The 19336-nt window shown below is 40.7% G+C and carries 15 protein-coding genes and 2 pseudogenes; 6 read left to right on the plus strand and 11 right to left on the minus strand.

Going from position 1 to position 19336, the window contains the following annotated elements; genetic code table 11:
• Positions 1 to 265: 265 nt before the first annotated feature.
• Positions 266 to 1528, plus strand: a complete 1263-nt coding sequence (locus J5A56_RS08865; RefSeq protein ID WP_021671840.1) for an ATP-binding protein — start codon at positions 266 to 268, stop codon at positions 1526 to 1528.
• Positions 1529 to 1717: 189 nt separating this feature from the next.
• On the opposite strand, the gene J5A56_RS08870 is transcribed toward J5A56_RS08865, so the two are convergent.
• Positions 1718 to 2029: a hypothetical protein gene (locus J5A56_RS08870; RefSeq protein ID WP_021671839.1), complete on the minus strand. Its 312-nt coding sequence runs from the start codon at positions 2027 to 2029 to the stop codon at positions 1718 to 1720.
• Complete coding sequence (locus tag J5A56_RS08875) at positions 2023 to 2475, minus strand: cupin domain-containing protein (protein WP_021671838.1); 453 nt, start codon at positions 2473 to 2475, stop codon at positions 2023 to 2025. The genes J5A56_RS08870 and J5A56_RS08875 overlap by 7 nt, the downstream gene beginning before the upstream one ends.
• Positions 2476 to 2704: 229 nt before the next feature.
• On the opposite strand from J5A56_RS08875, the gene J5A56_RS08880 reads away from it, so the two are divergent.
• The 3 genes from J5A56_RS08880 (at position 2705) to J5A56_RS08890 (ending at position 6412) form a co-directional block, all read left to right on the plus strand.
• On the plus strand, positions 2705 to 3073 hold the full coding sequence (locus J5A56_RS08880; RefSeq protein ID WP_021671837.1) for a winged helix-turn-helix transcriptional regulator: 369 nt from the start codon (positions 2705 to 2707) through the stop codon (positions 3071 to 3073).
• Between the two features lie 547 nt (positions 3074 to 3620).
• Positions 3621 to 5501, plus strand: a complete 1881-nt coding sequence (locus tag J5A56_RS08885) for an IS1634 family transposase (RefSeq protein ID WP_211815591.1) — start codon at positions 3621 to 3623, stop codon at positions 5499 to 5501.
• A 170-nt stretch (positions 5502 to 5671) separates the two neighbouring features.
• Positions 5672 to 6412 carry a hypothetical protein gene (locus J5A56_RS08890; RefSeq protein ID WP_021670915.1) on the plus strand — a complete coding sequence of 247 codons (741 nt, stop codon included), beginning with the start codon at positions 5672 to 5674 and terminating at the stop codon, positions 6410 to 6412.
• Positions 6413 to 6652: 240 nt separating this feature from the next.
• Here the strand turns inward: J5A56_RS08890 and J5A56_RS08895 are convergent, their stop codons facing one another.
• The 4 genes from J5A56_RS08895 to J5A56_RS08910 all read right to left on the minus strand — a co-directional run bounded on the left by J5A56_RS08895 (position 6653) and on the right by J5A56_RS08910 (position 10615).
• Positions 6653 to 7561: a hypothetical protein gene (locus J5A56_RS08895; RefSeq protein WP_021670916.1), complete on the minus strand. Its 909-nt coding sequence runs from the start codon at positions 7559 to 7561 to the stop codon at positions 6653 to 6655.
• Positions 7562 to 8503: a DUF6175 family protein gene (locus J5A56_RS08900; RefSeq protein ID WP_021670917.1), complete on the minus strand. Its 942-nt coding sequence runs from the start codon at positions 8501 to 8503 to the stop codon at positions 7562 to 7564. It lies immediately after the preceding gene.
• 124 nt (positions 8504 to 8627) lie between these two features.
• The gene (locus tag J5A56_RS08905) at positions 8628 to 9125 is read right to left on the minus strand and encodes a hypothetical protein (RefSeq protein ID WP_021670918.1); all 498 of its coding nucleotides are present in this window, start codon (positions 9123 to 9125) and stop codon (positions 8628 to 8630) included.
• Between the two features lie 131 nt (positions 9126 to 9256).
• Positions 9257 to 10615 (minus strand): hypothetical protein, encoded by a 1359-nt coding sequence (locus J5A56_RS08910; RefSeq protein WP_021670919.1) that lies wholly within the window; start codon positions 10613 to 10615, stop codon positions 9257 to 9259.
• A 374-nt stretch (positions 10616 to 10989) separates the two neighbouring features.
• On the opposite strand from J5A56_RS08910, the pseudogene J5A56_RS08915 reads away from it, so the two are divergent.
• Positions 10990 to 12443 (plus strand): annotated as a pseudogene (locus J5A56_RS08915) (IS4 family transposase).
• A 294-nt stretch (positions 12444 to 12737) separates the two neighbouring features.
• Here the strand turns inward: J5A56_RS08915 and rmuC are convergent.
• The 5 genes and pseudogenes from rmuC to J5A56_RS08940 all read right to left on the minus strand — a co-directional run bounded on the left by rmuC (position 12738) and on the right by J5A56_RS08940 (position 18576).
• Positions 12738 to 14069, minus strand: a complete 1332-nt coding sequence (gene rmuC, locus J5A56_RS08920) for a DNA recombination protein RmuC (protein ID WP_021670923.1) — start codon at positions 14067 to 14069, stop codon at positions 12738 to 12740.
• 126 nt (positions 14070 to 14195) lie between these two features.
• Positions 14196 to 14576 (minus strand): GxxExxY protein, encoded by a 381-nt coding sequence (locus J5A56_RS08925; protein WP_021670924.1) that lies wholly within the window; start codon positions 14574 to 14576, stop codon positions 14196 to 14198.
• 181 nt (positions 14577 to 14757) lie between these two features.
• Entirely contained in the window at positions 14758 to 17238 is a 2481-nt protein-coding gene (locus J5A56_RS08930; protein ID WP_021670925.1) for a bifunctional UDP-N-acetylmuramoyl-tripeptide:D-alanyl-D-alanine ligase/alanine racemase, read from the minus strand.
• An 83-nt stretch (positions 17239 to 17321) separates the two neighbouring features.
• Positions 17322 to 17752, minus strand: a pseudogene (locus J5A56_RS08935) (Fur family transcriptional regulator).
• Positions 17753 to 17763: 11 nt separating this feature from the next.
• Positions 17764 to 18576, minus strand: a complete 813-nt coding sequence (locus J5A56_RS08940; RefSeq protein ID WP_021670927.1) for a GSCFA domain-containing protein — start codon at positions 18574 to 18576, stop codon at positions 17764 to 17766.
• A 110-nt stretch (positions 18577 to 18686) separates the two neighbouring features.
• On the opposite strand from J5A56_RS08940, the gene J5A56_RS08945 reads away from it, so the two are divergent.
• Entirely contained in the window at positions 18687 to 19112 is a 426-nt protein-coding gene (locus J5A56_RS08945; RefSeq protein WP_021670928.1) for an NUDIX domain-containing protein, read from the plus strand.
• The last annotated feature ends 224 nt before the right edge of the window (positions 19113 to 19336 follow it).

The raw sequence follows: 19336 nt of genomic DNA on the forward strand, positions 1-19336 counted from the left end.
AAAGATAGGGAATCACAATTTGTCATTCCCTATCTTTTTTGTGTTCTCATAATCTGTCCGTGACTTGCCATCACATTATTTACATTCACTATTCGTTCTATGTTAGCTGAATAGTATATGAAGTGTTTCAATTAATTGAATAAACAAAGCGGATTCTTCGCTTTTGTAAATCAGAATTATTTTTGAATAGATTTGCTTTTGTATCAATAATTAATTATATTTGTAGTCGACAAAAATGCGGATAGGTGCAAAAATATAGAACGGTATGGAAATAAGACGTGATGCATTACTCAAACGATTGATAGATTTGAGACATAATGGAATGATTAAGGTCATTACTGGTATGAGGAGATCAGGCAAATCATACCTTCTCTTTAAGTTATTTTCAGAGGCTTTAAAAACCGAAGGAGTGAATGACGAACACATTGTTATGGTCAATCTTGAGGATCGCAGAAACAAAGTGTTAAGGGACCCTGATAGGTTACTTGAATATATAGATAGTAGATTAAAAGATAGTCAGATGCACTATATTTTACTTGATGAAGTCCAACTTGTTAGCGATTTTGAAGATGTGCTTAATTCATACTTGCAAGTAAAGAATGCTGATCTATATGTTACGGGGTCTAATGCTCGTTTTCTGTCCAAGGATATAATAACAGAATTTCGAGGTCGTGGTTTGGAGATTAAAGTACATCCCCTTTCCTTTCTTGAAATACGTAATGCAAAGCCGAATGAGCCAATTGAGAATCTTTGGATAGAGTATATGACTTATGGTGGGTTGCCACAGGTAGTCACAATGGCTTCTATGCAAGAGAAAGTAGACTATTTACAAAGTTTGTTTAAGCATACATATTTAAAGGATATAAAAGAACGATATGATATCAAACTGGATGGTGATCTTGAAGAACTGATAAGTACGTTAGCTTCTACTGTGGGTGGTTTGACTAACCCAAGGAAGCTTGCAGACACTTTCCGAACAGTAAAGAAAAGTACGATAAGTCAAGATACCATCAAAGTTTATTTAGACTACTTGCAAGATGCATTTATTATAGAACGTGCGTTACGTTATGATATCAAGGGTAAACGTTATATAGATACGCCTTCCAAGTTTTATTTTGAAGACTTAGGACTGAGAAATGCTCTACTTAACTTTCGTCAAGTAGAAAGAACTCACTTGATGGAAAATGCTATTTATAACGAATTACGTGCTCGTGGGATGTCTGTGGATGTAGGTGAGGTTATTTGGAACACTAAGGATGAAGAAGGGAAGAAGATTAGAAAGACACTTGAAGTAGACTTTGTTTGTAACCAAGGTTATAAGAGAACTTATATTCAATCAGCTTTCAGCATTCCTGATGATACGAAACGTGACCAAGAATTACAATCACTTAGAAGAATAGATGATTCGTTTCAGAAAATTGTTATAATGGGTGATCATAGCCCTCGTTATCAGAATGAAGATGGTATCTTATTTATTGATATCTATGATTTCTTAATGGATAAGGGTTCTATAAATAGTGCTGGTTGATAAATGATAGGAAGTATATTAAGCATATAGCTATAGCGCTTTTGTTATCCTGTATATTCAAAGGGTTGGTCTTTTAGTTAATAGACTATATTCATATAACAAAAAAAGAGTGGAAGAAACAGTGTTTTCTTTCACTCTTTTTATTTGCCAAAGTAAAGTCTGTTGGTAGAATCCACGTCCCATTTCGTTCTATTTATTATTTGTTGTAGATGGGAAAAGATTCTTTTCACACCAAGTGATGAGGGTTGAGACGAGTGGATAGAGTTCCTTCCCGATGGTTGAAAGGCTGTATAGCTTGTTGCTTTCAATGATAATCTTGTCTTCTTTCAATACTTTTAGCGAGGCGGAAAGAGGACAGTCGGGGAACTCTTGACTTAACGCTTCGTAGCTCGTCCAGCCTTTCCTGCCTAATTCTTGGATAAGGCAAAGCGTGTCCGGAACGCATATCCTTGCAAGGACATTACGTATCGGACACGTTGGGAAGAATGGGTCAATTACCATTTTAGTTCATCGTTCAGTATCACGCCATCGTTCATAGGTGCATCTTCCTCAGCAAAGCTGTTAGCTTTATACTGAATGCAGAGCATCAATAGTTCGTCATTGCCAGTGTTCTTCAATGCACGCTTGCCCTCTGGAGCCACACGGATAATACTACCTTCTGTCACTGGGAAGACCTCGCCATCAACCTGATATTCACCTTCACCTTTGAGGATAAAATAAAGTTCCTCGTGTGTCTTGTGTGTATGAAGGAAACCACTGTCCTGTCCGGGAACGAGGGTCTGGAATGAAATTTCGCTACCTGTTGCTTGCAGTGCCTGACCAGCGAATACCTTACCCGGAATCTCAATCTCTCCAAGTGGGAGCACATAGTCCTTGATATCACAGAGTTTACCTACGTTTACTGCTGTAAACTTCTTACCGTTCTTGATCGTTTCAATTGTTTTCATAATTCTTTTTGTTTTATTGATTTGTTTGTTTTGATGATGCAAAGGTATTGACTTTCAGGTTATTCCACAAGTAGGCACGCAAATGTCAGCCAGTTACCTTGAGGTAAGTAATGCTGATAATAAAGCACTTAATAGGTACGTGTTTTACATAGTTTAACACTAAAAGATACGAGCCTTAGCTTATAATAGTTACTTTTGTGCAGTAATATGACTTAAAGAATTTATAAGTATGAATAGAAATGAAATAAGAGATGCCCTCTATCCAGATTGTCCTATACGTAATGTACTGTCAAGAGTAGGAGACAAGTGGTCAATGTTGGTGCTTTTTACATTAGAAAACAATAATAGCCAACGCTTTAAGGAACTGCAACGTAATATACCTGACATCTCTCAAAAGATGCTTACAGCAACGCTGAAGACGTTGGAGGGCGATGGACTCGTCAGTCGTGAGGTCTTTTCTGAGATACCACCCCGCGTTGAATATTCGCTTACAGAGAAAGGGAAAAGTCTTCTGCCGCTTATCGACAACCTCCTTTCATGGGCAAGTGAGAATATGGAAGATATCATTGAGTCGAGAAAACAGTATCTGTTGAAGTAGGTTTTTTAGAGTGTTTAACGGTCAACAATTCAACTGTTAGCAACCCTCTTTGTAAAGACTTTTCTTATACTCGATTTTTATTAAGGCTTAATTACGTTCGAAAAAACGCCCAATTAGCTTTGAAAAGATGCCCTTTTGAGGTCTTACTAACTCCCTTTTGAAGCCTTATTAAGCACCTTTTGTAATACAGTCTTGTAACTATTTGACAAATAAAGACTTACAATGGGGCTAAAATCACTTGTTGTTACCCCCTTTTGTAGGATTTTCGTTGGATATTTTGTAATAATATTTCCATAACCATTGGTCTTTGATTTGATGCCATTCTCTCACAGAATGAATACACAGATAAATAGAATTAAAGACCATATAAATTATTAATATTAACCCAAGTTTAACTGGCAAAAATATTTTTCATAAATATTCGGGATGTTTTGTGTAGTATCAATTTTATAAATGATTGATAATCAAGCATAGGGTATTGTAACGAGGTGTAAAATCCGAATTGTAGGACACCGTCATATCAAAATTATTTTGTTACTTTGCACTCATGCACGCAAATGTACAGACACGATTCAACCCTGCAACAGGCGACATGGCTCCTTATTATCGCATCAAGGAGTCATATCGTGACGTGCAGGGTCATGTACATTCGCTAATTTTGTTGAACATCGGTTTTGAACCTTCACTTACTGCCGTACAGGTTCGAAAAATTGCATACGCACTTACCGAACGCTTCAAAAACAGAAGTACACCCTCGCTTTTCAAGGAACATCTTGACGGACTTACTCCTATTGAACAGGCAAAGGCTGACGAATGGTGGAGCCGTATGGAGCAAGAAGGTGGAATCGATAGGTTTAACAAGGAAGAGCAGAAGTCGCTGAGAAAATATGAGAACTACGTTGACCTTGAGACGGCAAAATATACTGACGCAAGGAATGTCGGTGCTGAGTGGCTCTGCAAGCAGACGATAGACAAACTGCAATTAGAGGGTTTCCTGCGCAGAAACGGCTGGACGGAGAATACGATCCGCACGGCTTTGTCAGCATTGATTGTTCGCACAGTATATGCAGTTTCTGAACGTTCGTCTTATTATTATTTGCGCGATAACTCAGCTGCTGGTGAACTTTATAGTGGAGTTCCTGGCTGGACACCAGGAATCAATTCTCTGTATAAAGTCACTGACAAATTATATGAACTAAAGGAACAGTTAGAGCGTCATCTGTGCAACGTTACTGACGATCTCTTTAATATAGACAACAAGTTGATGCTCTTCGACTTAACCAACTTCTATTTCGAGGGCAGTAAGCGTAACAGCGACAAGGCTAAGTTCGGTCGGTCAAAAGAAAAACGCTCTGACTGTAAGCTACTTGTACTTGCACTATGTATCAATAAAGAAGGTTTTATACGTTATTCTTCTATCTTGGAGGGTAATACAGCAGACCCCAAGTCTCTGCCCGATATGATTGACACGCTGGCAAAGAAGAATCCATCACGGACAAAGGATACGCTCGTTGTCATGGATGCAGGTGTTGCCACGGAAGAGAACTTGGAGCTGATTAAAAGAAAAGGTTACAATTATCTCTGCGTATCTCGTACGAAAATGAAGGACTATACGCTCAGTGATGATAACAGGAGTGTTACGGTAATGGATGCCCGTCGGCAGAAGATAACGCTGAAAGAGGTTAAGACAGAGGATGACAAGGATTATTATCTCGAAATAACATCTCCTTCGAAAGCTATGACAGAGTCGTCCATGAACAGGGTCTGGAGAGAGCGTTTTGAGATGGAACTGCAGAGAATAAACGATGGAATCTCTAAGAAAGGTGGAACGAAAACCTATGAAAAGGTTGTTGAACGTACAGGACGTGCCATACAGAAGTACCCATCTATAGCGAAGTTCTATCAGATAAGCTACATAAAAGATGAGAAGAAACCCAAGCAGATGCTGCGCATAGACTGGGAGATAAAAGACCTCTCCGCAATGGAATCTGGTCACGGAATATACTTCCTCCGCAGCAATGTCAGGACACTTGATGAGCGCGTGACATGGGAATACTACAATCTCATTCGTGAGATAGAATGCACGAACAGGCAACTAAAGAATGATCTCAACCTCCGTCCTATCTATCATCAGAAAGATGAGAGAAGCGACGCACACCTCTTCTTCGGTTTATTAGCCTATTGGGTGGTAAACACCATCCGTTGTCAATTAAAACGAGAAGGAGAATCCTGTTACTGGACCGAGATTGTACGACGTATGAGCACCCAGAAGCTCGTCACAACAAAAGGGAAGAATCCATTAGGTGAGAACATCGAGATGCGCCAATGTAGTAATCCTTCGAAGCAAGCAAAACAGATATACGATAAGCTGAACTTAAAACACTCACCATACAAAAAGAATAAAATTTGTAGGACACAGAGTCCATAAGAAAAACGAGGAAAGTACGGTGATTGCAAGAAATAGGCGAAAGTAGGGGTTAAACTTGGGTTAAGGTAACCAACTTCCAGAACAAGGTTTATGAGTTCACCAACGAGACTTTAGGTTGGAAGCCAACCGAATGAACTGGTACATCTTATTCTACTCCACGTACTGTAAAGGTGAAGGTTGAGCAGACACAGGCTAACAATGGTGTTAAGCAGCATGCAATAATTACCATTACGCAGAACCCTGGTCTTATAAAGAAGAACGGTACAACAACGTTCTACCAGTGGGGTCGCAATAATGCTTTCCCAGGTACAGATGCAGCACTCCCACAGGGAAGTATTGTCAAGGGAAATGACCAGATTCACATAAATAACAAGATTCAGTATCCAAATTACTTCTTCACAACTAATTTTGTAAATGGTAAGATTACTCAAACCGACGGCTTGACAAAATTCCATTACTTCTATAACCTCTGGTCAATGAATAATATCCGACGTGGTGATTATGATGCAGCAAACGACATTGAAGTTGTTAAGACTATTTACGACCCATGTCCAGTGGGTTTCAACGTTCCAACCGATGGAGCTTTCTCTGGCTTCACTACAAATGGAAAGAATAAGGGCACAATGAATGTAAATGGAACTAACGTCAAGGCTACCTATGACATAAATTCAGGACATCTCTTCTGGACGAATAGTAGCAAGACTGAAACTATTTATTTCCCCGCTTCAGGCTTTAGGCATGCAGAGAATGATAAGATTAAGGAAGCAAACAGCTATGGTGATTATTGGTCTGCTGATCCACAAGACTACAACAACGGTTGTGTAATGGGCTTCAGCTATAACGAGGTTTATCCTCTTTTCCTCAACATTCGTACCTACGGCTTCGCTGTACGTCCTGTTGCTGAGAAATAATATAAAGGCTAAATAGCAAGCAGCGCAACGCTGTATTCATTATAGTTTACTTGATTAGGCTGTGTCAAAGTAGGAGTAATCCTATTTTGATACAGCCTTTTTCGTTGTATGAAGGAATCTTTGGTAATTTATAATTATAATGAAAGTATATGTTTGCTGAGTAGCAGTGACTTTATTATTCTAACAAGAGAAAGAGAATAACTCCGTAGATGAAGTTCATACTACTAAGTCAATAAGATTCTACCACCAGCCATATATTTTATAGACCACTTTTGGACGACTCTTAGCATATGCTACAGCAATATTTTCTATGGCTTTGATACGCATCTTCTCCATATTAACTTGCTGCATCCACTCTCTATCAGCGACCTTAATATTACGATCTTTTATCTCTTTGATAAAAGCTTGTACTTGGCCATAACAAGAAGCTGATGGAGAAATTTCACTTAGAAGTTCCATAACAGCAATAGCGTTTTCTGCTGTTGGATCAGCTGCCCATAATGCCTTTGCTTGAGAGAGCGCCTTCTGTGCATTGCTGTTGATACTCTGCTTATATAGTGAATTAAGCATACTGTTAGCAGCAGCAAAATGTACACATTCTTGTGGAACAAGCGATAATTCATAGATTGCTTCGTCGTAACTGCCAGCACTTGCAAGCGACTTAGCTCTCATGAGAATGTTTTTGCCGTTGGTATTGTAATAGCTTACAATTTTACCTTTGGAACTAGCGATCAGTCTTTGCAACGCAGGTGAATTATAGTTTAACTTCTGCAATCCATAGAGAATTGCACGTTCTTCAGTTTGCCCAACCCCTTTGAGTTCAAAGGTCTCTGCTCCATAGCAAATACCCGATTCTCCATCTCCGATTGCGAAATGTGCTTGAATATTGTAGACAACCTGCATAGGTGCAGACGAAACGATTTCTTTATCTAATACATCAAACTTAGCAGCCAATATAAATCGAGAATCTCCAAACTTACTTAACACGTTATTAGCAGCAAGCAACGTACGTAGTTTATTCTCAAGAACAGAGTTAGTCCTTTCGCTTGTTCCCTGAACATCACTGATAACGTATGGAGTAAGATGTATTTGTGCCACTGTAGCCAACGAACACAAAGCAAGTAAGAGTAGAATACAAATCTTTTTCATTTATTTACCTCCTATGATTATCGTAGCCTGTCCTAAGCCACGCATGAGTAATTTGTTTGGTATTCCATTGGAATCGAGTATTTTTGACAACTTACGAGCCCATGTTCTTGTATCTAAGGCTTTCGACGTTCCTTCAGCATAAAGTGGTATTCTCACTTGGTCGAAGTTCATCATAGTTTCAGTGGCGTCACTGAGCGAGTATACACCATTTACCGTGTTGTCTGCAACCCAATCCTCTATAATCTCGTTTAACTCCTTTCCTCCGAACTCTGTTTCAAGGTCCTTACCATAGTCAGACCATACTTTAATGTTTAAGGTAACCTCTCTTCCTTTTACCTCCATATCAGTAAAGTGCTTCATTAGACCACTATTGAACTTTTCAATACCACCAACAGCGGCTTCCTGCAACATAACAGCTAATTCTCCAGTCATACTCGGTTCGCTAGTACCTGTGGTAGACCCAATTTGTTTATTGGTATATGCGTCCAAAGCTCTAAGGTTATAAGTAACACTTTTTCTCGGGCCTGTATAATTCGTCTTCCAGTAAAGTTCCAGAATAATATCACTCTTAGCTACCCTTTTCAGCTTATCAAGTGGTGTTTCTGCTACTGCAGAACCACTTTTACTCGTTGTTGCCATATCTTCAGCAGAAGATGTAGCAACCGACTTAACCGACTGTTCCATGTCTACCAATTCAAAGCCACGTTCCTGCATTAAGTCGCCAATAGTAGTGATGACAACCTTCAGTTCACCACTATTCTGAAAAGCAGCCTCATAGTTGGGAACAACAGCCGTTTTGCCTATATTATCCATTTGTACAACAAAGCCATTTTCGTTGCACCATAAATCACTGGGAACAACCATCAGCTTAGGTTTCTTCGCCTGCCCGAATGCTAACACACACATTGCGGAAAGAACCATCGTTATAAAGATTTTTTTCATAATCTTATCATTAAGACATTTATATACAGCCTTTAACTTTTATCAGTCTATATACTGAAAGTTATCAGTTGTAGTATGTCATTTAACATTTCAATATCTAATTGTGAGTTACAGCAAACCTCACTTAAAACAGAAAATCTAATCGTTTAATAATATTATCATTTTCTAATCTCTTGCGCAAGGCATCATAGCTAATTAAGACTACCATTCCGATTTTATATTCTCGTTTGGAAACCTTTATTAAATCCTGTGCACTGATAGCCCCATTATTAGTTAACTGAACATACTGGAGGTATTCGCCAGACGAGAAGAATTTGTCAAAGTACTCTTTATGACTTGCATACCCTTCAGGTACGAGCGCCTTACGTCCCTTATCTGCAGAAAGATTGTTAGCAGCAGCATAGCCTTTGAATAATACGCCATGAATTGCCATTTCCATGCAGTGCTTACGTGTAATCTTCTCTCTTTTACCATAACTCCAAACTTTCACAAGGCATGATCCACCTTCGGCAGCCACACGACCCTCAAACGATTCGATCTCATAAAGATATTCTTTTTTGTCTTGTGCAATTGCGACGAAACAGAATAGTAAGCATAATGCGAATAAGATAAACTTCTTCATTGTATATCAATCATTAACCATTAAACATTTCTCCTCTCGTAACCTATTTTAAGTAATATTTCCCAAAGGTAATCTGCCTATTTAAACAAGACAAGATTACCTATGGTCTTCTGTGTAAAAGAGTTATACTGTTACTTAACCTGACGGATGAGCATACCATCCATTAACTTTTTACCATTACCAGAGAAGTAGGTACATTGCAAGCTACTATCTTCAGTTTTCTCTTCAGAAGCATCTTCTGCAGCACCTTCAATCTTTTCGTTTGCGCCAGCTCGGTTATCCCAAACCTTTCCCTTTAAAGCAGCAATAGAACCTACCTTTTTGTAGTCCATTTTACCTTCTTTATCCATTGTCTGCTCAAAAACGTCAAACTTAGTACCATTCTTTACACCTTCTTTCATACCGATGTAAGCGAAAATATTGCCAGCCTCGTCAATATGCAATGGCGCACTTGTCTTGAATTGCTCATATTTCTTCTGCAACTTCAAGATAGAACCATCCGTTGCACGTACCGTTGCACGATTTATCAGCTTTGCATCCGCATCTGCTTTGAAAGATAGTTTCATCGTAGCTGGTGCGTAATCCCAAGTTTTACCTACATATTTAAGTTTGCAATTACCACTATTTAAGAAGTCTGCAGGGTTTGCCTCCCAGTATTTTGTTTCAAATTCAGTTTGGATATCCTTATCCCATGATAATTGGAATAAATAACTTGTGGTCTTCACGAAATAACCTTTCAACGCCATTGATGCAACGCTCGTAGCCAACTGCGTATATCCACCAATCGCACTTCCTAATACTCCAGTACTTGCTGCAGCATTAATAATTTCAAGAATTTCCTCAGCACTTAGGTAAGAATAACGAGTCACCATAACAAAGGTTTGTGGGATAAGTTCTGCAGATGCATTGTCCATTATCTTACTCTTACCACCCTTAGAGAGTTCAGCTGCCACCATTTCTTCTTGGCTAGCATTCTGTAATCCTCGTGTCTTGATAAGTTCATAGTTAAAATGATTGGTCTTTCCATCATAGCCATACCATTTTGCTACCAACTTATTAGCAACATTCTCCTGTTCAAAATACTTTAAGATACGAGCAACCATTTCTGCATCAGAAAGTTTTCCTTTCTTTGCATCGTCACTGCTACTTTCACCACCAACTAATCCCTTAGAAAGTGACTTAAACATTCCTCCTACCTTACTCTTTCCTTTTACGTTTGTAGCCTCGATAACCTTAACTTCATCTTCTGATACATCAATTTTCTTTATATTGATAATACGCTCAGAAAGATTGTGATCATTGTACTTGTCGGGGATCGGCATTGCCAAGAACGCATTTTGTACTATGTCGCCAGCTGCACCATCAATGTGTTCATCTGGTACCATAATCGTGTACAAAGAGCTACGACGATACTTTACTTCTTTCACTTTGTCTGCAGCCCAGGTAATTGTTGTAGCTGATAACAATAGTAATACTAATACTTTTCTCATTTCAGATTTTTAAGTTTATAATAAAGATAAATACAGTTTCTAAGTCTGCGTTTTGTCAATAATTCATCAAGTTGTTACGAAGATTCTCCAATATTAGACAATTACTTTTGAATAATAACAAAAATTGGCATTATCTCGTTACTTTTTGCAAAAATAAAATAACTTTTTATTTTGTTCTTGTTATTTGTGTTAATAAAGCATAATTCGATAGAAAAAAATTATTTATTAGATACCTTATAGGCGTTATTACCTTATTATATTACTAAAGTTTCCCACCCAAATAAATAGATAGAAAAATAACAGTTTGTCGAATTTTCTTTGTAAATTAGTAATCGCTAAAGAACTGACTTTAAAGACAAGACAACAAAACTGTTATGGAAGCAAAAATAGGGAAAATAAATGAGTTGTCCAAACTTTTGAGTGTTAAAACTCGAATGAGTGATGATTTATTTCATCTTTTTGGCAAGTTTGGCATTGGTCACCTGTTATCTCGCCTTTCATTGGAGAAACAGGACGGAGTTTCGGCTTCGGAGTTGATTCTTTCTCTTTGCCTCTTCCGCATTGTGGGAGAGAGCATCAACCGTATATGCAAACATAAGATATATGAGCTTTCAAATCATGGTAAGAACTGTTTCTATCGGATGATGATTCGCCCGCAGATGGATTGGAGACAATTGATGAACCACTTTGCCCTGCGTTATATGTGCCTATTGCGTAAGTATGGCGAAGCTCCTCTATCAGATACCACTACATGTTTCATTATAGATGACACAGTGCTTGAGAAGAGTGGCGTGAGGATGGAGGGTATCAGTCGTGTTTTCGACCATGTGAAAAGCAGATGTGTATTGGGCTACAAGCTGTTACTTTGTGCCTTCTTTGACGGCAAGACAACCATACCCTTTGATTTTTCACTGCATCAAGAAAAGGGGAAGCAAGGCAACTGCGGGCTGACAAGACAGCAACGTAGAAAGGCATATCACACCAAGAGGAATACCGGCAATCCTGATTATAAGCGCTTTCAAGAGTGTAAGATGTCTAAGTAGAAGTCGCCATGGATATGCTTCGTCGTGGATGGAAGATGGGCTTGCATGCGAAGTATGTGATTACCGATAGTTGGTTCACTTGCGAGCAACTTATGGTATGTGTTAGAAGCATAGGTAAAGGGGCAATGCACTTTGTCGGACTTGCAAAAATGGGAAAGACGAAATACACCGTGTCAGGTAGGAAGAAAAATGCTGCAGAACTCATTGCTACCTATGAACGCGAACGAGGAAAGAACTGTCGTAAGTATAGATGTCGATATATTCAGCTCAACGGCAACTTAGAAAATATACCTATTAGAAATTTCCTCATCAAGTATGGTAGAAACTCCGCATGGAACGTCCTGCTCACCACGGATACTACGATGTCTTTCGTAAAAGCCTTTGAAGTGTATCAGATCAGATGGAACATAGAGGTGATGAACAAGGAAACCAAGCAGTATCTCGGATTAGGTGGTTATCAAGGTTGCAGCTTCAATGGTCAGATAGCCGACGCAACGCTGTGTTACCTTACATATACCGTCATGGCTTTGGAAAAGAGGTTCACAGAATATCAAACCATGGGCAAACTCTTTTCGGACATGGAGGACAATCTCATGGCACTCACGTTATGGAAGCGAGTTCTTGCTTGTATCGAACGCATTCTTCGCATTTTAGGAGAAACACTTGGAATAACGCCCCAACACCTTATGGCTACAATCAGCGGAAACGACAAAGAGATGAGCAAAATCCTTGTAATGGCTGAAGCGTTGGAAAAATGGGACGAAGTATATGGATACACTGCATAACTTCTGTTAGGCATGTGTTAAAAGTCAATGGATATGGGGGAAGACAGACAAAGGAAAATGAGAAAAGTTAGTGTTTTAAGGGGTAGGAAACTTTAGTAAATTAAAAAAGGACATCTTGAAGTGAAGAGAAAGGAACTGTTGTAAAGAGCGGTAGTATAATTATAATTCCTGTCATTTCTGTCATTTACAGTCTCTATGTAAGTGGTTGGTTTACAAAGAGTTTATGATAAATGTTAAAAGTGACGGCAAAATGAATTTAAGAGTTATGTTATAATTAGTATCCTTATAGAATTATCACAAGTTCTCTGGAATCTGCTTCTTCGGACTAATACCTAATGTTTTCAGACCTTCTAAGCGGCGGACGATGTTGCCCTTTCCTTCGTTTAGCTGACCCTTTGCCTTATTAAAGTCTTGCTGTAGACGTTCGATATTTGTACCAATCTTTACGAAAGTCTCTGCAAAGGTGACGAACTTATCGAAGAGTTCGTTAGACTGGTAGAGGATTTCCTCTACATTCTTTGTCATACGGAAGTTCTGCCACATCGTGTGTGTCAGCTGTAAAGCCATGAGCAAGTTACTTGGACTCAGAATGATAATATGCTTGCGATAAGCGTATTGCAGGATGGAAGGGTCAACCTTCAAGGCAGCAGAATAGCCACTTTCGTAAGGAACGAACATCAGCACAAAACCGATACACCCTGGTACAAGTTTCTCGTAGTTCTTAGCCGACAGCTCGTCGACATGCTTTTTGATAGAAGCAATGTGTTCCTTCATATAGTGTTCACGCTCCGTAGCATCTTCTTCTCTGATAGCCGCCTGATAAGCCGTTAGTGAAACCTTCGCATCAATCACGGCACGTTCCTCGTTTGGGAAGACAATGACGGCATCTGGTCGGAAGTTATTACCATCCTTATCTTTGTAGTTCTCTTGTAGAAAATACTGTTGACCCTGAATGAGGCCGCAGTCTTCCAGTGTCTTATCGAGAATCATCTCACCCCAATCGCCTTGCATCTTAGAGTCGCCTTTAAGGGCTTGTGTGAGTGAAGCAGCATCATTACCAATACGTTCCGTCTGTTCACGCAATTCCTTTACAGCCCGTTCTTGATTCTCACGCATTGCTTTGATAGTCATTTCCTGCTCTGCATGAAGGCGTTTCATCGCCTCTTCGAAGGTTGTTTTTATCTCCGTTTTATTGGCAGTATTCTCTTTACTGTTGTTTGTAACCGTCTGATTAAAAGTCTCTAAACGTTCTTTTAGCGGCGAGAGTAGGGCGTCCAAGCGTTCTTTGTCAGCCGTATTCATCTTCTCCCGACTCTCATCTAACATCTGAGTAGCCATATTGCGCACCTCTTCTTGCAGGAGTCGGTTCTTCGCCTCAGCCTGCTTCTGGAGTTCGTTGCGTAGCTGTTCGCCATGCTTTCGTTCTGCTTCTACCTGCTGCTGGGCATTCTCTTTTACTACCGCAATACGTTCGTCAACATTCTTTCGTTCTGTTTCAAGTTGACTGCGGAGTACAGCCAGTTCCTCACCAGCCTTCTTCTGCTCTAATGTTGATTTGTTCTTCATCCATAGCAGCATAATGCTTGCGCCGATGATGATGCCGAGAAATAAATATATTATTACCATTTTTCCCTTTTTCTATTATATTTTTCTCACAGAATACACAGATGAACAGACTTTACAGAACTTCTACACAGAGCCCTGACGGGCATAGATTGCACAGAGTTCTAACGATATGGATGTCTGCAAATATTATCTATATCCATTGATAACTCTATGGATATTATGTTTAATATCAGCAGTTTGAAAGTTTACGAGTAGTCCAATGTACAGATTGGATAGTCTCAGATAGGTTAGGAGTTGTTTATAGTGCGTGTCCAACAATTCTTTTACAGCCTTTAATTCTACAATAATTTGACCTTCTACCAATAGATCTAATCTTAAATCATTAGCTAATTGTTTACCCTCATAAAATATAGGAACATGCACCTGACGCTCTACTTTTAGTCCATTCATCTCTAATTGATAGGCTAAAGCTTCCTCATAGACAGATTCTAGTAAGCCTGGTCCCAGTGCCGCATAGACTTTGTATATTGCTCCTATAATATTATAGGTGATGTTATTTTCTTGCATAGTAGATTAGGTTGTATTGGTTGTAGACGGAAAGTCTATATTGAGTGTTGTGGTAGCTTCTGTGCTATCCATGCCCGTCAGGGCTCTGTGTAGAAGTTCTGTAAAGTCTGTTTATCTGTGTATTCTGTGAGAGAATGAAAGTTATTATGTCCCTCCCTAAGTGGGGAGGGATCTTTCTTTTTTAATCTTGGAAGTAAACTCTCTTCACACGGTTGCTGATAGTCGTCAGAACCTCGTATGGGATGGTGCCGAGCGTATCGCTGAGGACGGTCACTGGGAGGTGGTCGCCGAAGATTTCAACACTGTCGCCTTCCTTACAATCAATGCCTGTTACGTCAATCATAGCTACGTCCATACAGATGTTACCGACATACTCTGCCTTCTGACCATTTACCAAACAATAGCAGTTGCGGTTACCAAGATGGCGGTTCAAGCCGTCAGCATAACCGATTGGTATAGCTGCAATCACGCTATCGTGGTCGATGGTTCCCTTGCGAGAGTAGCCCACTGTCTCGCCAGCAGGTACGTGGCGTAACTGAAGAATCGTCGTCTTCAGCGTTGACACATTGTTGATAATCTTGTTTGTGCGAGGGTTAATACCATAGAGTCCTAAGCCCAGTCGACACATATCCAACTGACGTTCAGGGAAGTGTTCGATGCCCGAAGAGTTGTCCATGTGGCGGATAATCTTATGTTTGAAAGCCGCTTGCAGCTTCTTGCTACCCTCATCGAAGAGTTCAAACTGACGAGCAGAGAACGCGTCGAAGCTGTCAGCATCTGAGCCAACGAAGTGTGAGAAGACCGAACGAGGGATGATAGCGCTCTGATGTTTCAGTCTGTCGATAAGCTCATCCATATCCTTCTCAGGGTCGAAGCCTAAGCGGTGCATACCCGTATCGAGTTTTATATGAACAGGGAAACCCGTGATACCCTCTTTCTGTGCCGCCTTCACGAGCGCATCCAAGAGTCGGAAGCTATAAACCTCTGGCTCAAGGTCGTAGTCGAAGAGCGTCTTGAAAGAACTCATCTCCGGGTTCATAATCATGATATTGCTTGTGATACCATTCTTACGGAGCGTCACACCCTCGTCAGCAACGGCCACAGCAAGATAGTCAACACGATGCTCCTGCAGGGTCTTGGCAATCTCTACGGCACCTGCCCCGTAGGCATCAGCCTTAATCATACAAACCAATTTCGTCTCTGCCTTGAGGAAGGAGCGATACCAATTGAGGTTGTCGACAACAGCATTGAGGTTTACCTCCAATACCGTCTCATGCACCTTCTTCACCAAGAGCTCTGTCAGATGGTCGAAACCAAACTGTCGTGCGCCTTTTAATAAGATAACCTCATCGTGCAGATGTGCGAAGACATCGCTGTGGATAAAGGCGTTGACCGTAGCGAAGAAATGCTTTTCACCCAAATGCTTAAAGGCAGAACGCTGCGACAAGAGTCCTTCACCGATACCGATGAACTTCTCAACGCCACGTTTCTCGCATAGGAACGCCACCTTGTTATACAGGTCTTTATCCGTGTCACCACTCTGTAGGATATCGCTCAAAATCAGTGTACGACGACGTCCCATGTGGTCAGGGCGACGGTTCATGAAGTCGAGCGCTATGTCGAGTGAGTTGAAATCAGAGTTGTAAGAATCGTTGATAAGCGTACAACCATGTTGTCCTTCCTTCACCTCCAAGCGCATAGCGACAGGCTCTAATTGAGCCATTCGCTCAGCGAGGGCAGCTGGCGTGACGCCAAGATGGAGTGCGACGACGGCGCAGGTGATAGAGTTCTCAACACTGGCATCATCGATGAAAGGCAGTTTATATTGTCCTTCAATCTTCCCTTCCCAAACGTAGGTGATGGTTGTCTCAATGGCTTGCTTCTCAATGGCTTCGACATAGAAAGCCGCCTCCGGCTTCTTTACCGACCAGTCGAGCTTCAGTCCCTTATAATCATATTCGTTCAGACACTTTGTAAACACTTCTTCATCAGCCGAAAAGACTATCGCCTTCGTGTCATGGAAGAGTTTTATCTTCTCATGACATTTCGCTTCTATGGATGGGAAATTCTCTTGATGAGCAGTGCCCAATGTGGTGAAGACACCGATGGTTGGTTGGATGATATCGTGCAAAGCCATCATCTCGCCCGGCAGACTGATGCCTGCTTCAAAGACACCAATCTGTGTGTTCTCATTTAATAGTAAGACAGACAGCGGAACACCAATCTGGGAATTATAGCTACGAGGTGAACGTGTGACGACCATCTGCGGAGAAAGCAACTGATAGAGCCACTCTTTGACCATCGTCTTACCATTAGAACCTGTGATTCCCACAATCGGAATCAGGTATTCGTCACGATGGCGTTCGGCCAATCGTTGTAGTGCCTCCAGCGAACCAACGACTTTCAAGAAGTTTGATTCAGGATAGCGTGTAGCCCATCCTTCAGGAACCACCTCCACGACAAAGTTTCTCACACCCCTTGCATAGAGTTCTGGGATATAATTATGTCCATCGTTACGCTCAGATTTAAGCGCAAAGAACAATGTCTCTTCGGGGAAACACAGCGACCGACTGTCTGTAAGTACAAAACTAATGTTTGCATCTTTATCACCATAACGGCGTGCACCAATGAGCGTCGTTACTTTTTCAATAGTATAATTCATTACTACTAAATTGTTTTATATCTTATGCAAAGGTAGTGAAAAGTCTTAATACTGCGTCTTATCCTTCCTATTTTTTCGTCATATTATGTAAGATAATATCGGCGAGAACATTTCGGACATAAGCCTTTATCATATAGTTTATAGACAACTGTTTGTAACCTGATGGTAATTCTACCTGTGGCGCAGGTATTTCCCCAAGGCAAAAGGTGTGTTGGCAATGCTCACAATAAAAGTGAACATGCATGTCGTCGTCGTCTTTCTCATCATGGCTAAAACAAAGCTCATAACGTACTACATCATTACCATCTTCAATTTGATGTACTAAGTGGTGATCCTTGAAGAGGAGTAGGGTTCGGAATATGCTCGACTTATCTATTGTTTGGATTTTTGATTCAAGTTCCTTTATAGAGATCGGGTAGTCAAGTCTGGCTAAGGTACGTGCAATGAGGATGCGGTTGGCAGTTAATCTAATTTCGTGTGCCTTCAACAGATTTTCAATATCTTTGTCATTCATTACTTCCATAGTTATAAATTCAATTCTATATTAGGATATTTTAGTTTTAATAATCTTGCTTTTTCTTTTGTTCGTTTTATGAAATCCTGATAAGCTGCTGCCTCTGGATGAAACGGGCGATGTGCTAATCCCTCTTTGATAGGTCGCCATACATCAAGAAACCGTTTGGCTTCAGCAGAGAAGCAGGTGGCTACAAGCTGTTCCCATATATAGGCAACAGCCTGCTCGTTAGGGTGCAGCATGTCTGCTTTGTAAAAACGATAGTCGCGCAGTTCGTCATTAATAATCTCGTAGGCTGGGAAATAGTAAATCTTTTTAGTGTCTTCTTTCACCAACTTGTCGGCAGCCAACAACAGCATCGCCTTTGACAGCTGACTTTCGTGGTAGCCATATTTGGCATAGCGGATAGGGCTGACGGTGAGGATAATGTTAACCTTCGGATTTGCTTGTCGCAAGAGGGCGATAGCCTCATGCAGAGCATCGGCACACTCCTCAGTCGTTAGCTCACGCTCTTCAAACTCTCGTTGTGGACGTTTCTGGCAGTTGTCAACGATCTCGCCTGTAGCTCGCTCCACGTAGACATGGTTGGTTCCCAATGTGAATACGGCTGTGTCAAAGACGTGATTTGCCATCTTTTTTACCGTATGTAACACTGACACAGGGTTATACATCACACCGAAGGGATTTACCACGGCACGGAATTTCTCTTCTTTAAATCGTTTGCCAATATTATCGGCAAAGCACGACCCAACGAAAAGAATCCGTTCACAAGGCTCCAACTCAAATGTCGGATGGGGGATGTTGACAATTGTTCTAAATTCCATAAGATCACAAAGGTAAGAAAAATCATAGAGAAAATCAATCTGTAAAGAATATTTTTCATACTTTTGCCAATGAAAAAAACTCTTAACATATTCTACATATATATTACAAAATGTACACATACCAATATCCGCACCCAGCCGTAACGGCTGACTGTCTTGTCTTTGTGCACACGGAAGAGGGAATGAAACTGTTGTTGATACAGCGAAAGAATGAGCCTTGTAAGGGGAAATGGGCTTTCCCTGGTGGTTTTATGGAAATCAATGAGACAACCCTTGAGGCTGCTCGGCGTGAACTGAAAGAAGAAACAGGACTGATGGTTGATGACCTGATTCGTGTTGGTGTCTTTGATGCTATCGACCGTGATCCACGCGAACGAATCATTACCGTGGCTTATTACACGATACTCGATAAGTTCGTAGAGGTCAGGGGGTTGGACGACGCAGCACAAGCAAGGTGGTTCCCTTTGACCGACCTGCCCGCCTTAGCCTTCGACCACGATGAGATACTCCGGGAGACGATGAGGCTGATAGGGTAGTTGATGATGGGTTATCAAAGATAGCAAAACGACTTCTGAAAGGAAGTCTAATGGTAGCGTGCAACTTTGCGAAAATGCGGAGCTGCCTGCGTTCTTGTGTTTAGAGGTCGGTTCTATCAATTATCTTTGTCATATTCCGATGCCATCTCCCAAGGCAATTTGCTATTGAATGAGGGTATTTGCAGGTATAATACCAATGCGAACAGGCGTTTTGAGCCTGATAG

Source organism: Prevotella melaninogenica (assembly GCF_018128065.1).
GTDB lineage: Bacteria > Bacteroidota > Bacteroidia > Bacteroidales > Bacteroidaceae > Prevotella.